Origin of the sequence: Geobacter metallireducens GS-15, assembly GCF_000012925.1 — a bacterium.
Classification (GTDB): Bacteria; Desulfobacterota; Desulfuromonadia; order Geobacterales; family Geobacteraceae; genus Geobacter; species Geobacter metallireducens.
In genome coordinates, this window is sequence record NC_007517.1 from 3,300,831 (window position 1) to 3,327,403 (window position 26,573).

Here is a 26,573-nt window from a genome sequence, read left to right on the forward strand (position 1 = left end):
TTGTTGCCGCAGGGACTCAAACTCGCGAAACGAAACTCTGGATATTTTCCCCGATCCATGTAAAATGAGCATCCTCTCATTGCCAACAGTATCGCCGGCACGATGAGATAAACCACACCATAAGGAGATCATTCCGTGTCATTTCGCACGAATTTCATGAATGGCGTGAAACTCTCCCTGATCCTCGCCGGCCTCGCGGCCGTCAGCTCCCCGGCATTTGCCCTTGAGCAGCCTGCGGACAAGGGGACTGGATACCTGGCGGTCGAAGCACGCGAAACGGCCCCGGAAAGCCGGGAGTTGGTTCAAATCTTTTCCCCGGCCATCAATCATCGCGAGGCGAAGGTGACTGCGGGAAAGGATGGAACACGGCTCCTCACCCTCACCACCGACTCCATCCTCAACGGAAGGGCGGTCCGCAAGTTCAACCAGAAACTTATTGAGAAAGGGATCAATGTCTACGGCGCCGCCTATTACGGTGACTTCTCTTGGGACAGGACCGTCATCGACGCGGCCATCACCATGACCCGCCCGGTTGCGGGGGTGCCTGACACCATCGAGATTTCCGAGGGAATCGCCCGGGATCCGAAAACCAACCTCCCCCTCATGCCCTTGACCGTTTCCATCTATGATCTCTCCATTCCGCTGAAGGAGGACTTCGGCAAGGCATGGAAGCGGGTCGAGATCATTCCCGCGGTGGAGCCCGCGGCTCCCGAACTGAAGACCGGCCGCTATCCCGGCTCCAGGGTGTGGCTCGTGCGCCAGAACGACGGGGAACGTCGCCATGTGATCTATGCCGTGAAAGGGGATCTGCACGCCGTGGAGCAGTTCTTCGACGCGAAGCTCAAGGAGATCCACCGGACCGTCATCGTGGCCGGTGACGCCGACAGCGCCCCTTCGCCGGCCGAGGTGTTCGGCGTCAAGACATCGGCCCAGGTCATCGTCCTCTCCGGGTACAGCTACATCGACAAAAAACTTGTCAATTCCGACGTAACCCTGCGCCACGCCAACGATCCGAACCTGTTCCCCTACGTGGAAATCGAGGTGGCGGAGAACTGATCCGCCACCCATTCATTCCCTTCACCAGCTCCACGATGCGGGGTCCTGCCGGTAGTAGAGGCCCAGGACCTCGTACAGCTCCGGATGCTGCCGCCGCATTTCCCCGGGCATCTCGAAGAAGGTTTCAGTAGCCACCGCGAAAAATTCGGCCGGGCTCTCCGCCCCGTAGGGGTCCAGGAGGGTCCAGCGCCCCGCCTCGTCATCGGCCAGGAGCCGCTCAAACTCCCCCTCGAACACCTCCCGCCACCGGTCCTCCACAGGAAGCCCCGGCAGGAATCCCTCGTTGTCGGTAATCCCCTCCTCCTGATCCAGTTGATGGGCAAACTCGTGAAACACCACGTTGAAGGCATCGTCGGGGGCCTCGGCATCCAGGAGCACATCCTTCCAGGAAAGGACCACCGTCCCCTGCTCCCATGATTCGCCGATGCGGGTTTCCGGCCCCTCGGTGACAACTCCGGCCTCGTCCCAGCGGCGGCGCTCCCCCACGTATTCGTCGGGATAGATGACGATGGAGGAGAGGAGCGGGTAATAGTCGGTTGCGCGGTGGAGAAGAAGGATACTGGCAAGGGCGGCGACGGTCACCCGCACCTCGTCGGTCACCTCGGCGCCGCCACAACCCTCAAAGTGCTTTTCGGCCAGGAATATCTGCACGTGCCCCAGAAGCTCCTGCCGGTCCTCCGGCGGGAGCATCCGGTAAAAGGGGACGTTCCGCTCGATGATCCCGAGCCACGCGGAGGGAAACTCCCGACAGGCAAGCCGCTTTCGTCTCAGACGAGCGAAAAATCCCATACCCTGCTCCCTCGTGTCGGTGATGCGATGGTTCCGGCGCCATTATCTGAAGGGCACCGGGATAGTCTACAAAAAAAGCGGCGCCCTTGCTGGAACGCCGCTTTATCTCACCCTGACCACTCTTCCTCCCGGGTCGCCGCAGTGGTCCGTAGGATGCCCTGCCGTGATTCCTCTTCCGGTCTGCCGGAAGATGGGGTCACAAGGGCAAGGAAAGCTTTAACCCGGTAACCGGCCTCTTCTGCCAGAGCCATCAGCGACGCACGCACTCCCATTAGTTCCGCCAGTTCTGTACCAAATCCACTGAGCGCTCTTCCAACGGGAGGTTGTGTCACCGCAGCAAAAAGAACGAGCCAGGAAAGGAGTTCCTCGAACGGTTCTTTGACAAACCACTCGACGACGCCGCTGCGGTTCACGCCGATGAACCGCCTGACCCGACGGTCGTCCATAAGGCGCTGGAGGGCTCCGGAACGCCCAGAACTTCCGAGAAGCCCGCCAAGGCTGGGATAGACCACGACGATATCCGCCAAAAGGGCTAGACGGTCAGGGTCCCCGTGGGGGGATTCGTCCCCTTCCTCGACGGCCTCGTGGATGAGGTCCGCCAGGGCACGCCTGAGGCCGAAGGTGCCAAACCATTGGACAGAGCGGGCAGGATACTCCGCGTCGTCGCCACCAAGCCGACCGGTCTCATGGAGGACAAGGAGCATCGCACAAAGCCATCGCGCGGTGAGGTCTGCCGGAAAGAGCGGCAGTTCTGTCGCAGGCTCTCCTTTTTCCAGAGACTTCCAGAGGCCGGGGAGGCGATCGAGGCGCTCCGTCACGGCGCCGGCCGTCGCGGCACGATCGCCGTCAACGCCGGCAACCGAAGCGAGTTCCTTAAGAAACGCCGCAAGGGCCGCCTGAAACGCTTTCGAACGTTCCAAAGACGTCTTCGGCGCTGCTTTTCCCCCAGCAAAGGGAGAGAGTCCCCGGAACCGTTCCACCAGGGATGCGTAACGGATAAGCTGCACCTCCTCGTCGATGCTCGGTACCCCTCGCCCCTCAAGCCCGAAGCAAAGCTTGCCCCAGGTGCCGTAGTCGTCGTCGCGGATCTCGCGGAAATCGAGGAAGGCGTGGTACTCGTAGGCTTCCAGCTCCACGAACAACCCCTTCTCGGCAATCTCCCTGCCATGGCGGATGTACTCCAGACCGGTGGCGTAATCCCTGAAGACGTAGTAGTGGCGGCCATCGGCGTTCACCCCGAGGGCCGCCCCCAGGTCGGTCTGCCGCAGTACGGTCTCCCCCGAGTCGATCCGCACGAGACGGGACGTGGAGCTCCTGATCCACCCGGCGGTAGTGGCGAAGCGATTATGGTAGAGGACGAGCCCCCGGTCGTCGCCACGGCGGTTGGAGTAGGCGAAGACATCCTCGTTCACGGCTCCATCCACGAAGAAGTCGTAGAGGACGAAATTCTCCGAGCCCGAGAAGAGGCGCCGACGCCGCATGAGGGGAAAGATGCGCCGTTCATGCTCCGCCACCAGGTGTTCGTCCACTGGCTCGTCCCAGTAGGCCCGCCTGTACTCCATGCCGTATTTCTCGTGGAACCCTTCCACCTGGCCGTGGCCCAGCATGGGGAGCCCGGGCATGGTCACCAGGAGCACCGCCGCGCCGAAGTATTTGCTTTCCTTACCAAACTGCTCCACAGCGGTCTTTTCGTCGGGGTTGTTCATGAAGTTGACGAAGCGCTTGAGGATCTCGTGATTGAACTCCAGCACGTTCTTGATGGTCTGGCGGTACTTGGCGTTCTCCTCCATCTTGAGCATGTTCATGAAGGCGCTGTTGTAGACCCGGTGCATCCCCAGGGTCCGGACAAAGTACCCCTCCATGAGCCAGAAGGCCTCGGCCAGAAGGAGCGTGTCCGGCGTCTCCGCCGCGGCCCGGTCCACCACCTGGCGCCAGAACTCCTCGGGCATGGCGGCGTCGAAGACGGCCCGGGTCAGGCCGCGCTCGGCCCTAGAGGGGACGCCGCTCCCCAGGCCCGGCTGGGGGAACCAGAGGCGCTGGTAGTGCTTCTTGGCCAGGGTCATGGCGGCATCGAAGCGGATGATGGGAAAGTTGTGGGCCACGTGGAGGATGGTCCGGGTAACCGCCTCCCGCACCTCGGGGTTCAGGTAGTCCAGCTGGGCCGTGTCGTTCCAGGGGGTGCTGGTGCCGTCGTTGCCGTGGTAGATGTAGCGGGTCCGGCCGTTGCGGTGGTCGTAGTGCTTGAAGACCACGGCGGCGTCGCTCTTGTCCCAGTAGCCATCCTCGATGTGGATGGAGACCTCGGGGGAGGAGGAGAGGTCGGGGCCGGTGAAGCGGTAGGTGGGGTACGGCGGGTAGTCCAGCTGCACGAACCAGTCGGGATGCTCCACGATCCACTTGGAGTAGATGCCGGTGTGGTTCGGCACCATGTCGCTGGCAAGCCTGATGCCCCGCTTCAGGGCACGCTCCCGCAGGTCCGCCAGGGCCTCCCATCCTCCCAAGTCATGGGCGATAGTGTAGTCGTAGAGGGAGTAGGCGGACGCGATGGCCTCGGGGTTGCCGCACATCCGCTTGATGGTCTGGGAGGCGGGGGAACGCTCCCAGATGCCGATGAGCCACAGCCCCGTGACGCCCCAACGGGCGAGCTTGTCCAGCTCTTCATCGGGAATCTGGTCGAGACGGTGAATATCTTTCCCGTACCAGCCGGAGAGCTGGCCGAGCCAGACATAGACCATCTTGGCCATGAGCACCACGTTGGGCATCCAGTCCACGTCGGCGGAGAACTGCTCGGGCTCGGGATAGTGGTCATCGGGGGCCGGGAACCCCGCGCCGGGGCCGAACTCCAGGACCGGCGCGGGGGCGCCACCGCCACCGCTCCAGAAGGGGCGCGTCTCCTCCTCCACGATGCCGAAGGCCACCTCCAACTGGGCCAGAAGCTCATCAGGGAGTAAGGGGCTCCACGCATCCCGCATGTATGCCAGCTGACCCGCCAGGGATTCGGGGGCGGCCCGCAGCGGCGCCCGGAGAAGCTCCGTCAGCGACACGCCGAACCCGGCCACGGGGAGGGCATCGGCCAACGCCCTCTCCAGGCCGGTAACGGCAGCACGGTAGGGGGCCGTGGCGGCCAGTTCGGTGTCGTCCACCAGCTCCCTAAAGCTGTCCAGGGCGCTGTTCTCGGCGGCGAGGGAGAGGAGAAGGAGTTCTTCCACGGCCTGGAGCCGCTGAGAAGTCCCGCCAGCCGCAAGCCAGGCCGCGGGGGACTCGGCATCGCCATAGAGGAGCGCCGCCGGCGGAAAGAGGGTAGCGAACCGCTCCAGAAGAGCTGTCAGCTGCGGTGAGTCAAGGGGGAAACCGGCATCGGCCAGGGACTTCTCCAGCACCCCCGGAGCCTGTCCCTGTGCGTAGCGGGTGATCAGATGCCGGAAGATGGCCCCCTGGAGTGAGTAGAGATTGAGAACTCCTCCCTGAACCGGTCGACCCGCCCGCTCCGGCAGGCGGTTGAGCCGTGCCGCCAGCTCCCGGCAGAACAGGATGGGCGGCCTCCCCAGGCGCTCCAGCTCCCGGGCCGACGGCGCCAGATCCAGGGCACGCCAGAACCGGGCGGCAACCTGCAGATTGAAGGGGAAATACGTGGAGTTGCTGGTAATGGTCACTGTTTACTCCCTGCTGTTGATGTGCGCTCCACCTCGGCCAACGCCGCCTCGACCTCCTGGCGATCAAACCCTCTCACCACACGGTCACCGATCACGATAAGCGGGACAAGGGGCTCCTCGTCCGGAAACCGGCGGACATGAATATCGAGCATTTCCACCAGGGCGCTCCGGTCGGCCGCCACGTTGCGCTCGCGGACCGGTACCCCCCGGGCGGCTAAAAACTCCCGCGCCTCCTGGCAGAAGGAACAGCCGGTTCTGACATAGACGACCACCTCGTGCCGGTTCTCCGCCGCCGCGCCCGAAGGTACCGGCGGGACCGCAGGTCGGGCGGGGGTGCATCCTGCCAGCAAGGCAACAGCCAGGACAACCGTGAGCAGCGCAACGATAATTCGCAGAATCATGTACGTTTTCCTCGTCCGTGAAGAGTATACCGGAATTAACGGGAAGGACCCATCAGAAATAGCGATTGACCATCAGCAGGGCCTCGGCCCGGCTGCGGTCGAAGCTCCGCTCCCAGGATGCCGTAAGGCCGAGGCCAAGGGTACGGCTCAGGGCCAGATTCTGTTCCAGGGCCAACCGGTAGTATTCATGGTATTGGAGACCGTAGGCAAAGGCGCTCCCCGAGAGGGCTACCTTCCAGCAGTCGGCGGGGGAGACGATCACCCCGGCTGACACTCCAGCCCCGAGCACCGCCTTGTCCCGCAGGCGATCGCTCAGGTTCAGGTCCAGTTCCGCCATGCCGTAGGCGACCCCGTTGCCCGGGACGGGCCAGGCCATGCCACCGCCGGTGTTGAGCCGCAAGAAGAGGCGATCGGCGCCGTCGGCAAAGGGTCGACGGAACAGGCCGCCGTTCACCTTCCAGGAAATGGGCTTGAAGAACTCGTCCCGGGGGGCCAGGGAGACGATATCCACCGCCGAGAACCTTTGGAGCCTGATGGAGTGCCGCTCCGGGTAGTAGCGGCCCACCGCCTCGGCGAAGATGATCTGGGAGTGGGGGCTGTATCCTTCATCGGCATCCATCAAGGCGTGGTACGCGGGACGAATGCTCGCCTCCACGAAGGGGGTGTCGTGGCGGTAGCCACCACCAAGCCCAATCCGGCCCGGCAGGTGCCCCGTTTCCGGCGCGGGAGGGACCGGAACCTCCCCCGCGTCCGATTCGTCGGGCCCCAGGGGACTGCGGACCTTGAGCACCTCCAGGAACTGCCGCTGGAACTCCGGCTGCTCCAGCTCCTTGCGTGAGTAGCGGTACTGCACGTATTCGGCGGCCAGATTGAGTATCTGGCGGCGCTCCTCCACCGGGCGGCTGGAAGCTGCAACCGCTTGTGCCCGCTGGGGCGAAAGGGCCGTCTGCAGGGCCTCATGGCGGGCATCCGGCGGCAGAAGCGATGCCCGGCGAAGGATGCGGGTCGCCTGGGCAGGGCGGTAGGCCTGTTTCTCGATGAGCCCCGCCCGGCCAATGACCGCAACCGTATCGGCCGGCATCACCCAGAAGCTGGAGCGGTCCCAGAATTCTTCGGCAAGCCGCAGTTCAGGCCGAGCCGCCTCAAGAAGGAAGAGGAGATTGAAGGAACAGTTCTCGTCGAAGAAGTAGTAATCGGAGGCAATCCCCCGCAGCTCCCAGATGTGGAGCACCATCCGCCGAACCTCGTCGGGGGCGAGGGTGAGGGGATACTCCCAGACGTCCCGATGCTCCAGGTCATTGTACTCCCTGACCTTCTCGTAGTAGGGAAGGATCGAGTAATACCCCGAGTACCCCCCGAAGATCCCCTTGAAGGCGTAGACAATGCCGTTGGTGTCGGTGGTGTGGGAGGCATAGTTGACCGCGTAGGAGAGAAGGTCGCTCCGGTAGGTGCTCCCAACCCGTAAAAGGGTGTGACCGAACATGGAGGCGGGGCCGTTGGGATGGGCCGCGGGGAAGACCAGCACCGCGGACCGGGGATTGACGGCCGCCAGGGCTTCGTCCAGCTGGGGGCAGGCCATGGGGGGGAGATGGCCGGCATCGATGGCCAGCTCTTCGGCGAGCCAGGCGGCGCGGGCCGGGAAACGGCAACGGGGGTGCTCGTCGCCGCTTGCCTCGGAGGAGAAGAGGCTCCGCAGGGTCGCCGACAGCTCCGCCTCAGGGTCGGTCTTCCCCTCGGGAGCGAGGAAAAAGCGGGGATCGTCCACCAGGCTTTCCCGCTCGTCGCCCCGGGGCCGGTAGTGGAGGAGCACCTCCCAGGCGCGCTCCCGGTGTAGCTGGCGCTCTGCAGCCCGATTCAGGAGTTCCGCCAGGTACGGATCGTCGGCCCCGGCGCAGACGCCGGCAAAAGCCGCCAGGTTTACGATCAACACCAGCAACCATATCAGCAGGGGATGTACCCCCATTGCATCGTAACTCTTCCGGAACGGGCAATAGAGCATGGGCATAGTCACAATCATTGCAAAGGGCCGCGTCGCCGCCTGGGGGTGATAGCTTACACAGAAAAGGGGCGCGCCACGGGACGCACCCCTCAGTTGGACTGGTCACAATGGACTAGCTAGTTGGCAAGGGCAACGGCGTTGTCGATCACCTCGGCCACAACAACGTTCTCGGAGGTGAAGACCGACGCGAAGTTGCTCTGAAGCGCGGCATAGAAGCCGGGACGCTTATCAGCCGGCACCTGGAGAAGCTCGGCAAAGGCGTCGAGGGACTCACCGCGCCCCTGGGCGATGTCACGGGCCAAGTTATCCATGTTGGCTCGGACGAAGTGGTTCAGGCGCTCGTTCTGCACCACCTTGCCAGGGGTGCCGCACTCGAGGGTGCCGGAGGTGATACCGAAGGTCTGCGTGCCAAAGGTCTGGTTGGTGGTTGCCTGTAATGCCTGCGAGAAAACCGAACTGTCTGCCCGGCCTTTCCACAGGACCGTTCCAAGGCCACAGCCGGTATTGGCTTTGCCGCTGGCCGCAAAGGCAGAGGCGGCAGTGACGACCGTGATTGCCACAGCGAGAAGAGCTCTTTTCATATCCTACCTCCTTGTAAAAATTTTCCTCCTACTGATTCAACCCTACCACAGCATAAAGTGTTGTCAACGCCTCTGCGTGTCGGCGCCGGGAGCAAACGCCCCGTCAAGACGCTCCACCAGGGCGCGCCGCAACGCCGGGTCGGCAAATGAGCCCACATGCCCCAGGCCCGATGTGGTCCAGAGATCCGCGGAAGGGCCTGCCGCCTCGCGCAGCAGCCGGCCATGGCGGGATGGGACTATCGGATCCAGCTCGTCGTTGATGATGATGAGTGGCACCGGCGCCACCTCTCCCACGAAACGCAGGGGACTGTAGTCGTCGTTGAAAAGAAGGGAAAGGGGATACTGGAAGGGCCAGGTGAGGAAAAAACCGCCGAGCTTTTCCCGGGCAATGAGGCGGTAGTCGGCGAAGGGGCTGTCGACAACAAGAAGCCTGACCGCCTTCTTGTGGGGCGTGGTCGCAACCAGATGGATGGCAATGGCGCCTCCCAGGCTCTGACCCAGCACCGCGACCCGCTGCGGGTCCACACCCGGCAGGGTGAGGAGGGTCGCAAGGGCCGCCTCGGCATCCCGATGGACCCCGTCGATGGTCGGCGTCCCCTCGGAGAGGCCGTAGCCACGATAGTCGATGATGAAAACCGCAAACCCCTCTTTGACCAGCCAGAGAATGCTGTTCACGTGGGTGCTGATGTTTTCGGCATTACCATGGAGGACGAGAATGCTCCCCCGCGGCTGGCCGGAGGGGCGAAGGAGCCAACCGTGCAGCCGGACACCATCGGATGCGCGGAATGAGATATCTTCGGCGGGAAAACGAACGAGCAGTTGATTGTCCACCAGGTGCCGCTGGGGATAAAAGATCAACGACGAACAGCCCGTGCAGAGCAAAAGCAGGGTCATAAGAGCGACAACAGAGGATATACGCATGGTCTCTCCGGCACGAACTGATAGCAGATGGTAACTGATCCCGCATACTCCGTCAACGCCGCCGTCCCCCTTGCCGGACCGAGGCGGGTAATCGCCTGGAGCTTGACTAATATTGCAGCAAAGATTAAGCTGTATTTAAATTTACTACACCCCATCGATCCTTGCCACAACAGTACCACCCGAGGTCATGCCCTTGCGCCTGTCGCTCATTGCCAAACTCTCCCTCGCCATAAGCCTCATCCTCCTCGCCACCATGGGGCTCTTTGCCTACATTAACGTAGAACAACTCGAAAAGCTCCTCTACGAGGAGGCGGTCATCGATGCCGACAAGCTGAGCGAGACCATCATCCGCACCACCCACTACCACATGCTCGAAAACAACCTGAAACGGGCCTACCAGATCATCGACGAGGTAGGGTCCCAGCGGGGAATCATTGACCGCATCAGGATGGTCAACAAATTTGGCCTCGTAACCCACTCCACGGACTCAAAGGAGAAAGGCCTCTATCTGGACAAGAAGGCCGAGGCGTGCAGCATGTGCCACTCGGGGCCATCTCCCCTTGTCCACGCTACCACCATGAATCGCAGCCGTCTCTTCACCAACAGGGAGGGGAAAGAGGTCCTGGGCCTCGCCAAGGCAATCTATAACGAGGAGCGTTGCTACACGGCCCCCTGTCATTTTCACCCCAAGGAGGCCAAGGTCCTCGGCGTCCTGGACGTTATCGTTTCCCTCGACCAGATGCACCAGAAGGTATACGCCTATCGCAACGAGATCATCGTTCTCACGGTCCTGCAGATCGGCCTTATCGCCCTCTGTCTCACCTTCCTCACCCAGCGCCTGGTCAACCGGCCGGTCCGGGCGCTGGTCAACCATGCCCATTTGATAGGCGGCGGCGACCTCGACGCCACGGTGAGGGTCAAGAACCGCGACGAGCTCGGCGAACTGGCCGATGCCTTCAACGGCATGACAATAAACCTGAAAAAGGCACGGGTAGAGTTGGAGGATTGGGGCAAAAACCTTGAAGACAAGGTGGAAGAGCGGACCCAGGAGATCAAGAAAATCCAGTCGCAGTTGGTCCACTCCGAGAAGCTCGCCTCCCTGGGAGAACTTGTGGCAGGGATTGCCCACGAGATCAACAACCCCCTGACCGGCATCCTCGTCTTCGCGTCGCTGCTTGCCAGCGATTCGAAGCTCGATCCGTCCCTGAAGGGGGACCTGGACCTGATCGTCAAGGAAACCCAGCGCTGCGCCCGAATCGTGAAGGGGCTGCTCGATTTCTCCAGGGAATCGATGCCCCAGAAAAAGCCCTCGTCCCTGAACGCCATCATGGACGCAACACTGACGCTGGTCTGCAACCAGTCGAGCTTCCACGATATCAACGTCATCAAGGAGTACAACCCCGACATCCCCGAGATGAACCTCGACCCGAACCAGATCGAGCAGGTGTTTATCAACCTGCTCCTGAACGCCTGCCACGCCATCGGGGGTCCTGGGGAGATCAGGATCAGAACCGGCTTCGACCAGGAGCGGGAAGAGGCCTACGCCGCCATTACCGACAACGGCTGCGGGATTCCCGAGGAACATTTATCCAAAATATTCGACCCCTTCTTTTCCACCAAGGAAAACAAGGGTACCGGCCTGGGACTTTCGGTTTCCTACGGAATTATCGAGGGCCACGGTGGGAGAATCGAGGTCCGGAGCACCATGGGAGCGGGGACCACCTTCACCTGCTGGCTGCCGCTCAACCATGACAGGGCAACGGCTACGGCCGAAGCGGCGGCGGCCAATCAGGCGGCTCCCTTGCCGGAATCCTCCTGACTCTCCATCCGCTTTCATCGGCATAAGAAAAGGGGTCCACGGATTGTGGCCCCCTTTTTCGTTTCAATCGCCCCGCAGCAGCGGCTTCGCGTCAATTGTTCATCTGACTTCGCACTGAGATCCGCAGTTTTTTAAGCAACGCCTGGAAGTTGGGCCGAAGCATACCCGTTTCCTCAGCAGCCCGGGTAATGTTCCAGTTGTTGCGTTTGAGGGCCTGGAGGACAAAGGCCTTTTCGATGGGTTCCACGGCTCGCTCCCGAATCTGCCGCTTGGTCTCCTTCAACTCCTCGACGTTCTGGGGGACATAGGCCGCAACTCCGGTCCCCTCGCTTCCGGAGAGACGCAGTTCCAGATCTTCCTTCTGGATCAAATCCTCCTCGGCAAGGACCACGGCCCGCTCGATGATGTTCTCCAACTCCCGTACGTTGCCGGGAAACGTGTAATCCTCCAGGAGTGCCATGGCGTCAGGCGCCAGTCCCCGGATTTCCCGCCCCATCTCCTCGGAAAACTTCTTGAGGAAGAAGGCGATGAGGAGCGGCAGATCCCCCTTGCGCTCACGCAGGGGAGGAAGGTCTATGGGAATAATGTTCAGGCGGAAGAAGAGGTCTTCCCGGAAGGTCCCCTGGGGGACCAGGGTCCGGAGGTTCTTGTTGGTGGCAGCCACGAGGCGGATGTCGATGGGGACCGGCTGGGTGCCGCCGATGGGGGTGATCTCCCGCTCCTGAAGAACCCGCAGGAGCTTCGCCTGGGTGGTGAGGCTTATGTTGGATATCTCGTCCAAGAAGAGGGTGCCGCCGTCAGCCACCTTGAAGAGTCCGGTTTTCGTCTGGATCGCACCGGTGAACGATCCTTTCACGTGGCCGAACAATTCGCTTTCCAGGAGGTTCTCGGCCAGGGACGTACAGTCGACGGCAACAAAGGGATTTTCGCGGCGGTTGCTGTGGTTGTGGATGGCCCGGGCAACCAGCTCCTTCCCGGTACCGCTCTCGCCGGTGATGAGAACGGTGCTGTCGGTGGGGGCAACCTGGATGATGCGCCGGTAGACCTTCTGGATTTCCTTGCTCTCCCCCACGAAGAGATCGAAGCCGTGGTGCTCTCCCAGCTCCTTCTTCAGAAAGATGTTCTCAATCAGGACTGCACGCTGATCGAGAGCTTTCCTCACTTTCTCCGTAATCTGCTCGGGGGTAAAGGGTTTGGCGATGTAGTCGAAGGCACCGTTCTTCATGGCCTCCACAGCGGTGTCGACGGTTGAGAAGCCGGTAATGATGATAACCGGAACTTCCGGCTGCAGAACCTTGATTGCCTTGAGAACCTCCATGCCGCTCATGCCGGGCATCTTCAGGTCGGTAATCACAAGACTGAAGTTTTCCTCCTGCATCCGTTCGAGGGCAATCTGCCCGCTGGCCGAGGTCTCCACATGGAATCCCTCCTTCTCCAGGATGCGCCGCAGTCCCTCGCGAATAACCGCTTCATCGTCCACCACAAGAACATCAATGTTTTCCATCGCCACCTTCCCTTTTCATCCCCCATACGGGTGGGTTACTCATTCATAACAGACCGGCGACAAAGCAACAGACGATTAGTAGTTTCTAAATTACATCAACCACCCTGACAAGTCAAACACCTTATGGAGTCACACCTATCGACCGAAAGTCGACTCGCTTGAATTTATTACATGATTTCAATATGATACAACCGAAAACCCGACTGTACAATAATTTATACACTCCAAACCCAAGCACAATACCATGCAATTACGGCAAGTTAGCCACAGACACCCTTTCAGGCCGCTCCGGGACTGCCCGGTGCCCGTATAACTACATTATACACATCGCCCCATCCCCGTCCTCTCAGGCTCTGGCCTTTAAACGAATTCTTCCCAATTTTCAATAACTTAAAAATATTTAATCAATCTGGCATAACGGATGCACTTGTAATGGTCAAGACGGCACGCATCGTTATTCACATACCCAGGGAGAATGCCATGAAAACCTCAGCGAGAGCACTCTTAGCACTTCTTGCAGCATCCGGTACAGCCCTTGCGGCAAGCGGTGCCGAATCCGAGGCCAACGGCTTCCTGGTGACGCTCTTCCTCGCGTTTGGTGCCCTGGTCATAGCTTTCCAACTGGCCCCCGGCCTGATCCTGTTCGGCTCCATGATGAAAGGGCTTTTCTCCAGGCCGGCCGACGAAACCGTCATGGGCGACTCCGGCAACGAACGGTAGGTCTGGCGATTCCGACGGAGAGAGGACAGCCATGTTAGGACTTCTCATCGCAGACAACGATACTGTTGCTCGCAAGGAACTGGCGGATCTTTTCATCGAAGCAGGCTACAACGTTACCGTGACCAACTCAGCGGCCAACGCCCTCTATGGGATACTCAAAAAAACCGCGCAGGTGGTCCTTATCGGGAGCGAATTCGACAATTTCAAGGCCGGCGATCTGATACCACTCCTCAAGCAATGCGATCGGAACGTTACGATTATCCTCGTATCCGATGAGGACTCCCTCCCGGTCATGCGTAAGCTTCGCAAGGATGGGATATTCTACCACGCACTGAGACCGGTCAAACCGGAGGACAAAGAAGAAATCCGCCAGGCCGTGCGATGCGCCTTCGAAAACCTTCTCAGCGCACGGCCGGCAAGATAACGCTTTTGGTTAACCAACCACGGAATCAAAGGGAAAAAAGGAGGACACCATGAAACGCTCATTGGCACAAACAATCGCAGTTTGGCTCGGCATGGCGGTTCCGGCGCTGGCAGCATCAGGAGCGCGGGAAGACAACAGCGGCATCTTCGTCTGGATATTCCTCGGATTTTGCGCCCTTATCGTCGTCGCCCAACTTCTTCCGGCACTGCTCATGATGCTCGGCTTCGCCAAGGGGCTCAAGAAGGAACAGCCCATGGCCAAAGAGTCTGCGCACCACTAAATGAATGCCGCACCGCGTCACGAGAAACCAACGTATTCACCGCACAGGAAAAGGAGGCGACGTAATGACAACCCTACGATCAGCAACTCTCGTGCTATCGATTCTCCTGGTCTTCCCGATGGTGGCCCTTGCCGCCGCAGCTACCGAAGACGGATGCATCGGTTGCCACGGCGACAAGAATATCAGCGGCAAGAGCGGGTCCCATCTCTTCATCGACCCGGGCCAGTACAAGAAAACCAGCCATTCGATCATCGGCTGCACCTCTTGCCATGAATCGGTGACATCCAATCACCCGAATGACGGCATCAGGCCGTCGCGGGCCACCTGCAAGGAATGCCACAGCCCGGTCCACCAGGAGTATGCCGCGAGTCTCCACGCCAATAACGCGGCGTGTGCCGACTGCCACAATCCCCATGCGGTGAAGCCGCCGGCGATGACGTCGGCCCGGGACATGAACGCCATGTGCGCCAAATGCCACGAAACCGCCAAGATGGTCAATGTTCACGCCAAATGGCTTCCGCAGGCAGACCTCCACATCGACGCCCTCCCCTGCATCACCTGCCACACCGGTTCGCAAAATTACGTCATAACCATGTACATCGAGAAACGGCTGGGGACAAAGGAGCACAGCGACTTCAAGGTGGCCAGCTTTGACGAGCTCACCCAGCTCGTGCCGGGCGACAAGGACGTGAAAGCCCTTATCGACACCAATGGCGACAACTTCATCTCCCTGGCTGAGCTTCGGTCCTTCAACCGCAATTCGAAGCATGACGACATGAGACTCTGGGGAATGATGACCCCCGAAAAGGTAACCCACAGCTACCAGATTCTGGACAACCGCTGGGACTGCACCTTCTGCCATGCCTCCGGCCCCAGGGCCATGCAGACGAGCTTCGTCGCCTTCCCGGAAAAGGGAGGCACCTACACCCGCGTGGCCGTCGAGAAGGGAGCCGTCCTCGACGTCCTCTACGGGACTCCCGACTTCTACATGATGGGCTCCACCCGCAGCACGGCGCTCTCCATCGTCGGCGGACTCATCGTCCTCGGCGGCATGGGGTTTGCCGGAGTGCACGGGACACTAAGATTCCTCACCAGAAAAAATAGAAAGGAGCACTAATCATGAGCGCCCATAACGAGCAAGCATTGCATACAGAGCATGCGGAACACGCTGAGTATATCTACCTTACCCCAATGCCGGTCAGAATCTGGCACTGGATCAACGCCCTCGGCATCGTTACCCTCTGTGTCACCGGGCTCCAGATCAGGTTCCCCGAATACGTGAACATCTTCGGGACCTACAAAGCCGCCATCAGGCTCCACAACACCGCCGGCATCACCGTTTCCATCTTCTACGCAATCTGGTTCGCGTACTACCTGATCGTGAAGGGGAATCTCTTCAAGCTCTACGTCCCCAACACCTATGACATAAAAATGGGAATTTTCCGGCAGGTGCTTTACTACTTCTACTACTTCTTCAAGGGGGGTCCGAGTCCGCACCACGCCACTCCTGACGACAAATTCAACCCGATGCAGAAGGTGGCTTACATGGGGCTGATGCTCGTACTGCTCCCCCTGGTCATCCTGACCGGCATTCTCATCCTCAACGTTGCCCCCCTCAGAGAAATGATCATGCTGCTGGGAGGCCTCAAAATTCTCGTCAGCGCCCATTTCCTGATCGCCTGCTGCTTCTGCGCCTTCCTCTTCGTCCATATCTACCTGGCAACCATGGGGCACACGATGCTTGCCCACTTCAAGCCCATGTGGGACGGCTGGGAAGAGGTCAAGCACCACTGACCCGGGGAGACAGATCTCTCAAAGGCGAAACGGCCTGCCGTTTCGCCTTTCTTTTGCGCCACTATCCAAACTGAATGGAAAGCAGGGTATTTAAAATTGACTAATCTTGCTTCATTACCTATAATTCGGCCAGTTCCGGTGTATACAGTATTCAATCATTCCTGAGGAGGCTAACATGAGATTCCGCTTCACCCTTCCCCTCGTGGCCTGTACACTCGCCGTTGCCGGTCTTGCCTTCGGCATCAGCATCAAAGACGTGGTCTTCACCACGAAGGACGCTGGCAAGATCGTCTTCAGCCATAAGGTCCATATCGGCAAGAAGGGTATCGAAAACAACTGCAAGGCCTGTCACCCTGCCATCTTCGACATGAAGAAGAAGGTGACCTACACCATGGCCGACATGGAAAAGGGAAAATCATGCGGCGCCTGCCATACCGGGAAAGATGGCGTATTCCCCCTCAAGGATTGCGCCCGATGCCACGCGGTGAAGGAAATCACCTACCAGGTGAAGTCCGCGGGTCCCACCCCCTTCAGTCACAAGAAACACCTGGCCAAGTACTCAGACTGCGGCGCCTGCCATCCCAAGCTCTTCAAGGCCGGCCACAACAAGCCGGTCACCATGGCCGAAATGGAGAAAGGGAAGTCCTGCGGCGCCTGTCATAACGGCAAGTCGGCCTTCAGCGTGAATGAATGTGCACGCTGCCACCTGGTGAAGGAAGTGGGGCTCACCTCAAAGGAAACCGGCAAGATCATTTTCAGCCACAAACTCCATGCAGCAAAGAGGAAGTGCGGAGAATGCCATAACAAGCTCTATGAAGCGGGCCGCAACAAGCCGGTCGGCATGGCTGCCATGGAAAAGGGGAAATCCTGCGGGGCCTGCCACAACGGCAAGGGACTCTTCGACGTGAAGCAGTGTGCCAAGTGCCACCCCGTCAAAGCTGTAAACTTCAAAGTATCGGGAGCTGGACCGGTCAAATTCAGCCACGATGTCCACCTTGCGATGTACAGTTGCAACGCCTGCCACACCAAGATCTTCAAAGCGGGCCGCAGCGCCAAGGTAGTGACCATGTTCGAAATGGAGAAGGGGAAATCGTGCGGCGCCTGCCACGACGGCAAGAAAGCCTTCAGTGTACGCGAGGACTGCGTGAAATGCCACGACATGTAGTAATTCAGGTCTCTTGCTGACGAAATGATCACCCAGGGGCGGGAGTTCCGACTCCCGCCCTTGCATTATCGGCCGAACGGGTTATTCTCTAACTTAAAAGAACCTCATCCAGGGAGCGCCCATGCTGAAAAGCTTCGCCGCCAAGGCAACCGTGCCGCCCGCCATCGCCGTAACAGGATTCGTCGTAGTCTGTTGCATCCTCCTCTACTCGGTCATCAAGACCGACATGCTCAATGATGCCATAGAGCACGAAACCAATCTGGCCGGAACCATCGTCAAATCGGCCCGCTACGCCATGCTGAAGGACGACCGGGAGACATTACGCAACATCATTGACAACATAGGCCAGCAGAAGGGGGTTGAGCACACCCGCATCTTCAACAAGAAAGGGGTCATCATGTTCTCGGCCCACACCGAGGACGTGAACAAACTCGTCGACAAAAAGGCCGCTGGATGCATCGCCTGCCATACCGGCCCGGTTCCCCTCACCAGCATGGGAAGGATGGAACAGGCCCGACGCTACATCAACGAACAAGGCCACAGCGTCATCGCCATCACGGTCCCCATTTACAACGAACCCGATTGCTTCAACGCCGCCTGCCACGTCCACAGCCCCAACCTGAAACTTCTCGGCACTCTGGACATTGGCCTCTCGGAGGAACCGCTCCAAAAAACGCTCGGTACCCTGCGCGGCAGAATGATCGTCTTCTGCGTCATGGTTCTCATTCTCACGGTTGGGGGAGTCTCCGCGCTCCTGCTCCGCAATGTCCTTCTTCCCATCAAGGAATTGGCCAACTATGTTGTTGCCATAAAAAGGGGCGACGCGAACAGAAAAGCTCCGGCCTATCGTGATGAAATCGGCGAACTGGCCCGTTCGTTCGAGGAGATGGCAACCAGGCTGACGGCGACTCAGAATGAGTCGAAACAACAGCGGTCAGCCGAAGGCGACGGCGCCGACAGCCGTTCCTGATCCGTCGCTCATGGCCGACATCCGTGACCCATCCTCCATGAAGCGCTTCCAGCCCCCCCCTCCCAAGCCCGACGCAACGGGCACCCCCCCGGACAGGGACGCGGTGCGACAGGAAACCGTTCAACGGATCAAACGACTCCGAAGCAAGTCGAACCGCGGCCTCTGGGCCATGGCTCTCTTCATCGCCGTCAGTATCGTTGCGTTAGGGGACTTCAGCATCCTCCCCCCGCTCCCTCCATCGATCCGCGCAACCCTCGGAAAGCCACCCTCCGCCATCATGATCAGCGGAGCCCTCGTTCTCTATACTTTCTCGGCGATCATCCTCATCCTTTCGCGCATGATGGGAGGAAAGGAAGAGTACAGCGGTTTTGCCCATGTGGGATACCTCGCCGCCTTCTACGGCTTCTACCATTTCGCCAAGGCCCTCAATGAGAATTTTTGGGCGGTCTTTGTTGCAGGCGTCACCATCCTGGGGCTCGAAAGCTACCACATCTGGAACTTCTGCAATGAAGCGATCCGCCGCGAGCAGGAGGTTCTCGACTCCATCGAGCGGTTAAGAAAATCGTAGCATCTCCGTGCTCCTTCCTCCCATCCCCGTCACAGGAGTTCGGCTGAAAACCCTTGACGAATTCCGGCATACTTGTTAGCTTTGTTCCGAGGTTACGCTGTTTTATAATCACATAGAACCAACTCGCTAGGGGAGTTTCGACTGAGAGTCCGACGCGCTGCTACGGACAACCCTTTGAACCTGATCCGGATAATGCCGGCGTAGGGAAGCGTTCCACCATGGTCTATTCCACGACCACGGGCCGCTTCTGCGGCCTTTTTTGTTTACGCGACCAGATGCCGGTTTCGACGAACCGGCACCCATACTCGGAGAACACAATGGAAATCATCGTCAACGGCGAAGCACGGGCTGCCACCCCCATGTCGATGCTTGAGCTTCTTCGCTCCCTCGACATCGACCCCCGCCGGGTGGCGGTAGAACTGAACCACGACATTCTTCCCAAGGGTGAATACGAATCCACCATCCTCAACGACGGAGACCGGATCGAGATCGTCCACTTTGTGGGCGGGGGATAACAAAGGAGACTACCCATGTCCACTACGAACGACAAGCTGATCATCGCCGGCCGGGAATTCAGCTCCCGCCTCATGGTCGGAACCGGCAAATACGCCAGTAACGAGCAGATGGTGGCGGCCCTGGAGGCCTCGGGAGCCGAGATCATCACCGTGGCGGTGCGGCGAGTCAACATCACCGACCGCTCCAAGGAGTCGCTCCTGGACTTCATCGACACCAGGAAATACACGCTTCTTCCCAATACCGCCGGCTGCTACACGGCCGACGACGCGGTCCGCACCTGCCGACTCGCCCGGGAAGCGGGGATGAGCGACATGGTTAAACTGGAGGTTCTCGGCAACGAGACGACCCTCTACCCCGACAACGAGGAGCTCCTCAAGGCGGCCAAGATCCTCGTCAAGGACGGGTTCACAGTCCTTCCCTATACGAGCGACGACCCCATCATCTGCAAGAAGCTGGAGGACATCGGCTGTGCCGCAGTCATGCCGCTTGGCGCACCCATCGGGAGCGGCCTCGGCATCCGCAACCCTTACACCATCCGGATCATCATGGAGACGGTAAAGGTGCCGGTCATCGTTGACGCCGGCGTGGGAACGGCCTCTGACGCGGCCATTGCCATGGAACTGGGGGTTGACGGCGTCCTCATGAACACCGGCATCGCCGGCGCCCAGAATCCCATCGCCATGGCCGAGGCCATGAACCTGGCGGTGCGGGCCGGGCGGCTCGCCTACCGGGCGGGGCGCATCCCGAAAAAGCTCTACGCCACCGCATCGAGCCCCATCGAGGGGATGATTGAGTAAGGTTGACTTTTCCCTCTACCTCATCACCGACCGTCGCCAGACGACTGGCCGGGACCTCCCCGCCGTGGTGGAGGAGGCCCTGGCAGGGGGAGTGCGGGCCGTACAGCTGCGGGAGAAGGACCTCTCCTCCCGGGAACTTCTGGAGCTGGCCCGTGTAATGAGAGAGCTGACGGGCCGTTACGGGGCGAAACTCATCATCAACGACCGGGTGGATATTGCCCTGGCGACGGATGCCGACGGGGTACACCTGGGGGAAGCAAGCATCCCCGCCGATGCCGCGCGGCGGATCCTCGGCGCCCACAGGCTCATCGGCGTTTCCTGCCACAACAGGGAGGGGGCACTGGCCGCCGAAAAGTCGGGGGCCGACTTCATCACCTTCGGCCCCGTCTACCCCACCCCTTCCAAAGCGGCCTACGGCGCGCCGGTGGGGGTGGAGCGGCTGGCCGAAGCGGCGGCGCTCCTCACTATCCCCGTCTTCGCCCTCGGCGGGATCAAGGGGGATAATATCCCGGAAGTCCTGGCAACAGGCGCCGCCGGCGTTGCCCTCATCTCGGCCGTCATCGCCGCCGTCAACCCCAACGAAGAAGCCCGCGCCATCCTGACGCTCCTGGAGCAGGGACGACGCACCGAGTAACCAATGCCCGATTTGCTCATCAACCCCGATCTCCGCTTCAATTCGTACGGCACGTACCTGCGCCGCCGCTTCGGCTGCCGCGTGAGCAAGGTGAACGTGGATGGCGGATTCACCTGCCCCAATCGCGACGGCACTCGGGGGACAGGGGGGTGCATCTACTGCGACAATGCCTCCTTCTCGCCGGGGGGCACCGTGGCCGAAATACCGATCGAGATTCAGATGGCCGAGGGGATGGCCTATCACCGGCGCCGCCTCGGGAGCGAGAAATTCATCGTCTACTTTCAGAAGTTCACCAACACCTACGCCCCGGTGGAGCGACTCCGGGACCTCTACGCCCGGGCACTGGCCCATCCGGACGTAATCGGCATCTCCGTCGGCACCCGCCCCGATTCCCTGTCGGACGAGGCCTTGGACCTTCTGGCCGATCTGGCGAAACGTCACTACGTCTGTATCGAGCTGGGCCTCCAGTCCATGGACGACAAAATCCTCCAACAGATTGGCCGTGGCCACACCCTGACCGAATACCTGGAGGCGGTTGCACGGATCGAGGGACGGGGGATCGAGCTCTGCACCCACCTGATCTACGGCTTCCCCGGCGAGACCCGCGACGGGTTCCTGCGAACCGCCGACATGATGGCGGGGCTTCCCGTGAACTCGGTGAAGATCCACCAACTCCACGCGGTGAAGGGGACGCGGCTGGCGGAATTGTACCACCAGGGCGACTTCGTTCCCATCACCCACCAGGAGTACGTGGCCACCGCCTGCGACTTCCTGGAGATCCTGCCGCCGCGCATCGCCATCCAGCGACTCTACGGCTCGGCCCCCCTCACCATCCGGGTTGCTCCCACTTGGAATCTGAAGAACAACCAGATGTGGTTTTCGATCGTGAACGAGCTGAAACGCCGCGGCACCTGGCAGGGATGCCGACTTACCGACTCATGCCTCAAGGCGGGTAACTTGTAGGGCGGGTCTCAAACCCGCCCTTTTTTCAGGAGGAACATCATGACGTTTGCCACCCTGGCAGGAAGCGCCACGGAATACCCCATCGGCAAGATCCTCTGCATTGGCCGCAACTATGCGGAACACATCAAGGAACTGGGGAACGAAACCCCGGATGCGCCGGTCATTTTCACCAAACCCGCCACGTCGGTCATCGGTGATGGCGACGCCATTGTGATTCCCCCTTACTCCAGAGACTGCCACCACGAAGCGGAACTGGCGGTCCTCATCGGGACAGCGGGAAAAGATATCCCCGTTGAACGCGCCCTGGAACACGTGGCCGGCTACGGTGTCGCCATCGACCTGACGCTACGGGACGTGCAGGCCGAGCTCAAGAAGAAAGGGCTCCCCTGGGACATCGCCAAGGGGTTCGACACCGCCTGCCCCCTCTCTCCTTTTGTGCCTGCCGACCGGGTCGCCGATCCGCAAGACCTGCGGATTATCCTGACCGTCAACGGCGAAACGCGCCAGGACGGCTCAACCTCCCTCATGATCCACACGGTCCGCGAGATCATCAGCCATATGTCGGGGATATTCACCCTGGAACCGGGGGACGTGATCCTCACCGGAACCCCCGCCGGCGTCAGCCCCATTGTTTCGGGAGATCGTCTCGTGGCTGAGATACCGGGTGTTGCCCGGCTCCAGGTCTCCGTTAAATAATTTAAATACTCAAATTATTGATTTTATTTTCCGCACCGGGTTATTCTGGCCGAAATCGGTATTGTCAGCAAATTACAGGAGGTGGGCAATGGAAACCCAGAAAACATGCCCGGAGTGCCAGGGGACGATGTTCCTTCTTCCCGGCTGAGGGACCCTCTTCTGGCGGTGCCAGAAGTGCGGAAAGAAGATGCCGTTCTCGGATAAGGAACCGGCAGGATGTTGCGGATGAGCGGAAGGGGATGGAATCCATCCCCTTTCTGATTTTTTGGAGCCACCATTTCGATTTCAGACCTTGTCGCCTCTCTCCCCCGGATGGTAAAATCGGCGCGGCCATTCTCACGCGATCCCGGATTCCGCTGTGCTGCCGGGAAGCGGTTATCCTAGCGAATCGAACACATGCTCGGGTACGCCCTTTGCATATTTTAGGAGATGATCTGATTTCGTGCATCAATCTCTGGACTGATTCATCCCCGATAAATCCTGGGTACGCCATCGCAGAAGGAGACCCCGATGACCAAAAACCTGCGCCTCGGCTCAAAACTGATCCGCTCCTCGCTCCTTGCGGGCTTCGTCATTGCCCTGGTGGGCATCATCTGCGCCTATAATGCCGGCGGCACCCCCGCGACCCAGGGATACGCCCGGCTAACCCTGGGCATCTCCCTCATCAATGCGCTTCTTTTTCTCTTTGTCCTCTGGATGTTCACTGCCAGAAAAATGGTCGTCCGTGTCGGCAAATTGGCCGGTGCCATGGATCGTGGCGCCGAGGGCGATCTGACAATATCTGTACGGGATGATACCGAGGACGAACTGGGACTGCTGACTACCAACTTCAACGCCATGCTCCAGCACCTGGCCGCGACAGTCACCAAGGTGAAGTCATCGGTGACAGAACTGCGTACCATTGCTGCAACGGTACGGGATGCGGCCGACCGGGGCGTTGCCACCGCGGAGATACAGGCCGAGGCGGTCCAGGGGACCACAGACGGCATCCATGCCATCGACCGGTCGGTCACTGACGTGGCCCTGTCCGTGGGGCAGCTTTCCCGCACCGCCATGGAGAACTCCTCTTCCATCCTCCAGATGTCGGCAAGCATCGAGGAAGTGGCCGACCACGTGGAATCCCTGGCCAATGCCGTTGAAGAGGTGAGCTCTTCCATCATCCAGATGGCGACTGCCGAGAAGGAGATAGGCTCCAACGCCGCCACCCTCATGAACGATGCCATGCGTACGGCGTCGCTGGTTGCCGAGCTTGACACCTCCATCAAGCAGATCGAGAAGAGCGCCGTGGAGACCGCGGCAATCTCCGAGGAAGTGCTGAGGGATGCCGAGCAGGGGCGCGAGGCTGTGGAGAGCACCATCTCCGGCATCGACGAGATCCGTCGTTCCTCACGCTCCGTGGGTGAAACCATCGAAACCCTGTCACAGCGGGCGGGCCACATCGGCACGATCATTTCGGTCATCAACGACATCGCGGAGCAGACCAAGCTTCTGGCCCTCAACGCCTCCATCATCGCGGCCCAGGCAGGGGAGCACGGCAAGGGATTCGCGGTGGTTGCCAACGAGATCAAGGAACTTGCCAAGCGGACCACCAGCTCTACCGGAGAGATCGGCACCATTATCATGGGGCTGCGGGAAGAGAGCGAGCGCGCGGTTGCGGCCAACAAGCATGCGGAACTGCGGATCACTGAAGGGGAGAAACTTTCGTACCGTTCGGGCGAGGCTCTCGACAAGATCGTCGACGGCGTCAAAATGGCTGCGGGGCAGGTGAATGACATCGCCCGCACCACCGTGGAGCAGGCCCAGAGCAGCGAGCACATGCGGAACGCCGTGGAGCGGGTGGCGGGAATGGTGGAGCAGATCGCCCGGGCCACCGAAGAGCAGACCTACGGCACAGGGCTCATCATGGATGCCGTAGCCCGTATGAAGAGCGTCACGTCTCAGGTGCGGCAGTCCAGCCAGGAGCAGCGCAACGCGAGCACCCTCATCGTCAGGTCCAGCGAGGGGATCACCGGGATGATCGCCACGATCCGCCAGGCCTGCCAGGTCCAGACCCAGAGCACCGAAAAGATTGTCCAGGCGGTGGACAACATGGCGCGGACATCCGAGGGGAATGTGGAGACCACCCGGGTCATGGAAAATGCCGTCAACGGCCTCACCCGCCAGATCGACGAACTGAACGAGGCAATGACCGGGTTCCGGGTTTAGGGCTTGCTATCAGTCGTCGGCCCGGTAGCCGATCCTGACCGCTCCCCAGTGTTTCCCGCCGACTGTTATGGGCGTTGACAGGTCGTTCATGACCTCCCCCGTGTCCCGCAGATAGGTCTGGAGCAGAAAGCTCTGGGTATGGGTGGCGCAACGGATGCCGGTCCGGTCGTTGAAGATCCGCTTGGTGCGGTTGTGGTCCTTGTCCACGGCGACGTCGCCGGTCAGGGGGCGGGAATAGCGCAGGTTGTGGGAGGGGCAGTACCCCTCGCGATCGACACAGATGGCATAGTACACCCCACTGTCCCGGCCCAGGATCTCCTCCTGAACCGGCGAGACGAGTTCGTCAAAGAACCGGTCGAAGGGGGTACGGTACTTCTGGGGAGTGGTGTTCGGAATCGGCGTGTAATCGGTGCTGAAGAGGGCATCGATGGTGATCTTCCGGTCCTCCAGGGCCTTCTCTATGACCGCCGTCGCCCGGTCCCGCAGCTCCGCGGCATACCCCTTGACGGCATCATGGTAGCACCCCACGCTGAACCGGCCCACGGTCCCGTAGATTTTCTCGGCTGTTTCCGACAACTCGCGGAAGATGCGGGCCGTCTCCTCCATCTGGCCGTTCACCGCCCCTGCCGTGGCCGACACCTGGCCGATCTTCTCCGTGATCTCGACGGTCGTGGCACTCTGCTCCTCAGTGGCCGTGGCAATCTGGCTGATCATGTCCGTTGAATCGGTCGCCAACCGCAGGATCCCCTCCAGTTGCTGGCGGGCATGCCCCGCCTTCTCGACCCCTTCCTCAACCCTCGTTTTCCCCTCGCCAATGGATGTCACCACCGTCCCGATCTCTTCCTGGATGCTCCGGACAATGGCGGCGATCTGTCTTGTGGACGTGGCGGTGCGATTTGACAGGGTCTTCACTTCGTTGGCCACCACCGCAAAGCCCCGCCCCGCATCGCCGGCCCGGGCAGCCTCGATGGCCGCGTTGAGGGCCAGGAGATTGGTCTGGTCGGCGATATCCTCGATAATTCCCACGATCTCGCCGATCTGCCCCGACGAAGTCTCCAGCTTCCCCATGGCTCCCAGGGTGCCGAGGACGCTGGTCCGGATCTGGTCGATGCTCAGGGAGGTCTCCTCCACGGTCTCCATCCCCACTTTTGCAGCCTGATCCACGTTAATGGAGAGCTGCGCCGCCCGCTGGGTGGTGGCTGCCACATCGTTCAGGGTAGCCGACATCTCCTCCGACGCCACGGCCACCGAGGTGGAAAGGTCCTTCTGTTCCGCCGTAGAGGCGACGAGCCCTTCGGTCCCCTTGACGGTGCGGCAGGCCGATATGGCGATGTGCCCCGCCTGGCTGTAGAGGGATGTCACAATCTCCCGCAGCTTGGCGATCAGCATGTTGACCCCCTCGGCAAGCTCTCCGAGCTCGTCGCCGGTCCGGACTGGCATCTGTGAGGTCAGATCCCCCTCGCCGTGGGCGATGACCTGGATCCTGTCGGACAGCTCACGGATGTTCCGCACGATGGTCTGACGGAAGAAGAGGTACAAGGTACCAAGCATGATCAGGAAAAAGACAAAGCCGGTTGCAGCCAGGGCTATGGTAAGGTTCCGCGCGCTGACATACCCATCCTGAAGCGAGGTGGTGAGAAGAATCGCACCGGTGTACCGGGCTCCCTTCTCGTGGCAGGTGGTGCAGCGCTCCTCGTTCACCAGGGGGACGGCAAAGCTCAGGACATGCTTCCCGTCATCCAGGGTATGGCGCAGTTCCCGGGCACGGCCTGCCGCAATGGCTTCCGCAACCACCGGGTCAGCAGCCGCGCCCTTGTCCCCCCACGGCTTTGCGGCGGGACCGAACACCTTGAGGTCGAGCACCTGCCCCTTCCCTTTCACCCGTGCGATATATCGGTTTATCACCGCCATGTCGCCCGACATCATGTTTTCAGCGATTTCCTGGGAGATGAGGGTTGAGAGGCCGCGGGTATTGGCAGCCTGAAGTTTCATCAGGGCGGTGTATTCAAGCCAGATGGCGGTTACACCAAGGATGGCGAATCCCACGCAAAGGGTTGCTCCAATAATCCCCAGCACCTTGAACTCGAGCCTGTTACGCATTATGACACCTCTCTCCGA

Annotated in this window: 24 protein-coding genes and 1 riboswitch; of the genes, 16 read left to right on the plus strand and 8 right to left on the minus strand. The window is 60.5% G+C overall.

Annotated elements, in window-relative coordinates:
* Window positions 1–135: 135 nt before the first annotated feature.
* Entirely contained in the window at window positions 136–1,056 is a 921-nt protein-coding gene (locus GMET_RS14640) for a hypothetical protein (RefSeq protein ID WP_004512852.1), read from the plus strand.
* A 21-nt stretch (window positions 1,057–1,077) separates the two neighbouring features.
* Here the strand turns inward: GMET_RS14640 and GMET_RS14645 are convergent, their stop codons facing one another.
* From GMET_RS14645 to GMET_RS14670, 6 genes are all read right to left on the minus strand, one after another.
* Complete coding sequence (locus GMET_RS14645) at window positions 1,078–1,845, minus strand: zinc-dependent peptidase (protein ID WP_004512853.1); 768 nt, start codon at window positions 1,843–1,845, stop codon at window positions 1,078–1,080.
* Window positions 1,846–1,952: 107 nt separating this feature from the next.
* Entirely contained in the window at window positions 1,953–5,498 is a 3,546-nt protein-coding gene (locus GMET_RS14650) for an alpha-amylase family glycosyl hydrolase (RefSeq protein WP_011366121.1), read from the minus strand.
* Entirely contained in the window at window positions 5,495–5,899 is a 405-nt protein-coding gene (locus GMET_RS14655) for a glutaredoxin family protein (protein ID WP_004512855.1), read from the minus strand. The genes GMET_RS14650 and GMET_RS14655 overlap by 4 nt, the downstream gene beginning before the upstream one ends.
* A gap of 52 nt (window positions 5,900–5,951) precedes the next feature.
* Entirely contained in the window at window positions 5,952–7,904 is a 1,953-nt protein-coding gene (locus GMET_RS14660) for an Lnb N-terminal periplasmic domain-containing protein (protein ID WP_187148454.1), read from the minus strand.
* A 110-nt stretch (window positions 7,905–8,014) separates the two neighbouring features.
* Window positions 8,015–8,479 carry a DUF3015 family protein gene (locus GMET_RS14665; RefSeq protein ID WP_011366123.1) on the minus strand — a complete coding sequence of 155 codons (465 nt, stop codon included), beginning with the start codon at window positions 8,477–8,479 and terminating at the stop codon, window positions 8,015–8,017.
* Window positions 8,480–8,542: 63 nt separating this feature from the next.
* Complete coding sequence (locus GMET_RS14670; protein ID WP_004512858.1) at window positions 8,543–9,400, minus strand: alpha/beta hydrolase; 858 nt, start codon at window positions 9,398–9,400, stop codon at window positions 8,543–8,545.
* 187 nt (window positions 9,401–9,587) lie between these two features.
* On the opposite strand from GMET_RS14670, the gene GMET_RS14675 reads away from it, so the two are divergent.
* Window positions 9,588–11,219 (plus strand): sensor histidine kinase, encoded by a 1,632-nt coding sequence (locus tag GMET_RS14675; RefSeq protein WP_004512859.1) that lies wholly within the window; start codon window positions 9,588–9,590, stop codon window positions 11,217–11,219.
* Window positions 11,220–11,310: 91 nt separating this feature from the next.
* Here GMET_RS14675 and GMET_RS14680 read toward each other — a convergent pair whose 3' ends face one another.
* Complete coding sequence (locus GMET_RS14680; protein WP_004512860.1) at window positions 11,311–12,723, minus strand: sigma-54-dependent transcriptional regulator; 1,413 nt, start codon at window positions 12,721–12,723, stop codon at window positions 11,311–11,313.
* 480 nt (window positions 12,724–13,203) lie between these two features.
* Here GMET_RS14680 and GMET_RS14685 point away from each other — a divergent pair, with 480 nt between their 5' ends.
* From GMET_RS14685 to GMET_RS14750, 14 genes are all read left to right on the plus strand, one after another.
* On the plus strand, window positions 13,204–13,443 hold the full coding sequence (locus GMET_RS14685) for a hypothetical protein (RefSeq protein ID WP_011366125.1): 240 nt from the start codon (window positions 13,204–13,206) through the stop codon (window positions 13,441–13,443).
* Window positions 13,444–13,474: 31 nt separating this feature from the next.
* Window positions 13,475–13,867, plus strand: coding sequence for a response regulator (locus GMET_RS14690; protein WP_004512862.1), 393 nt, complete (start codon window positions 13,475–13,477; stop codon window positions 13,865–13,867).
* Between the two features lie 49 nt (window positions 13,868–13,916).
* The gene (locus tag GMET_RS14695) at window positions 13,917–14,147 is read left to right on the plus strand and encodes a hypothetical protein (RefSeq protein WP_004512863.1); all 231 of its coding nucleotides are present in this window, start codon (window positions 13,917–13,919) and stop codon (window positions 14,145–14,147) included.
* 64 nt (window positions 14,148–14,211) lie between these two features.
* Window positions 14,212–15,264, plus strand: coding sequence for a cytochrome c3 family protein (locus GMET_RS14700; RefSeq protein WP_004512864.1), 1,053 nt, complete (start codon window positions 14,212–14,214; stop codon window positions 15,262–15,264).
* 2 nt (window positions 15,265–15,266) lie between these two features.
* Window positions 15,267–15,941, plus strand: coding sequence for a cytochrome b/b6 domain-containing protein (locus GMET_RS14705; RefSeq protein ID WP_004512865.1), 675 nt, complete (start codon window positions 15,267–15,269; stop codon window positions 15,939–15,941).
* A gap of 175 nt (window positions 15,942–16,116) precedes the next feature.
* Window positions 16,117–17,106: a cytochrome c3 family protein gene (locus GMET_RS14710; RefSeq protein WP_004512866.1), complete on the plus strand. Its 990-nt coding sequence runs from the start codon at window positions 16,117–16,119 to the stop codon at window positions 17,104–17,106.
* Between the two features lie 121 nt (window positions 17,107–17,227).
* The gene (locus GMET_RS14715) at window positions 17,228–18,076 is read left to right on the plus strand and encodes a HAMP domain-containing protein (protein ID WP_004512867.1); all 849 of its coding nucleotides are present in this window, start codon (window positions 17,228–17,230) and stop codon (window positions 18,074–18,076) included.
* A 37-nt stretch (window positions 18,077–18,113) separates the two neighbouring features.
* Window positions 18,114–18,644, plus strand: coding sequence for a menaquinol oxidoreductase complex Cbc5, membrane protein subunit (locus GMET_RS14720; protein ID WP_011366126.1), 531 nt, complete (start codon window positions 18,114–18,116; stop codon window positions 18,642–18,644).
* Between the two features lie 118 nt (window positions 18,645–18,762).
* Window positions 18,763–18,868: riboswitch (TPP riboswitch) on the plus strand.
* 93 nt (window positions 18,869–18,961) lie between these two features.
* Window positions 18,962–19,159 (plus strand): sulfur carrier protein ThiS, encoded by a 198-nt coding sequence (gene thiS, locus GMET_RS14725; protein WP_004512869.1) that lies wholly within the window; start codon window positions 18,962–18,964, stop codon window positions 19,157–19,159.
* Window positions 19,160–19,174: 15 nt separating this feature from the next.
* A complete protein-coding gene (locus tag GMET_RS14730; RefSeq protein ID WP_004512870.1) occupies window positions 19,175–19,957 on the plus strand; it encodes a thiazole synthase in 783 nt (260 codons plus the stop codon).
* Entirely contained in the window at window positions 19,950–20,591 is a 642-nt protein-coding gene (gene thiE / locus GMET_RS14735; RefSeq protein ID WP_004512871.1) for a thiamine phosphate synthase, read from the plus strand. Before GMET_RS14730 ends, thiE begins: the two co-directional genes overlap by 8 nt.
* Before the next feature lie 3 nt (window positions 20,592–20,594).
* A complete protein-coding gene (locus GMET_RS14740) occupies window positions 20,595–21,554 on the plus strand; it encodes a TIGR01212 family radical SAM protein (protein ID WP_004512872.1) in 960 nt (319 codons plus the stop codon).
* Window positions 21,555–21,593: 39 nt separating this feature from the next.
* Window positions 21,594–22,250: a fumarylacetoacetate hydrolase family protein gene (locus tag GMET_RS14745; RefSeq protein ID WP_004512873.1), complete on the plus strand. Its 657-nt coding sequence runs from the start codon at window positions 21,594–21,596 to the stop codon at window positions 22,248–22,250.
* Window positions 22,251–22,760: 510 nt separating this feature from the next.
* Complete coding sequence (locus GMET_RS14750) at window positions 22,761–24,455, plus strand: methyl-accepting chemotaxis protein (RefSeq protein ID WP_004512874.1); 1,695 nt, start codon at window positions 22,761–22,763, stop codon at window positions 24,453–24,455.
* Window positions 24,456–24,464: 9 nt separating this feature from the next.
* On the opposite strand, the gene GMET_RS14755 is transcribed toward GMET_RS14750, so the two are convergent.
* Window positions 24,465–26,555 carry a methyl-accepting chemotaxis protein gene (locus GMET_RS14755; protein ID WP_004512875.1) on the minus strand — a complete coding sequence of 697 codons (2,091 nt, stop codon included), beginning with the start codon at window positions 26,553–26,555 and terminating at the stop codon, window positions 24,465–24,467.
* Between the last annotated feature and the right edge of the window lie 18 nt (window positions 26,556–26,573).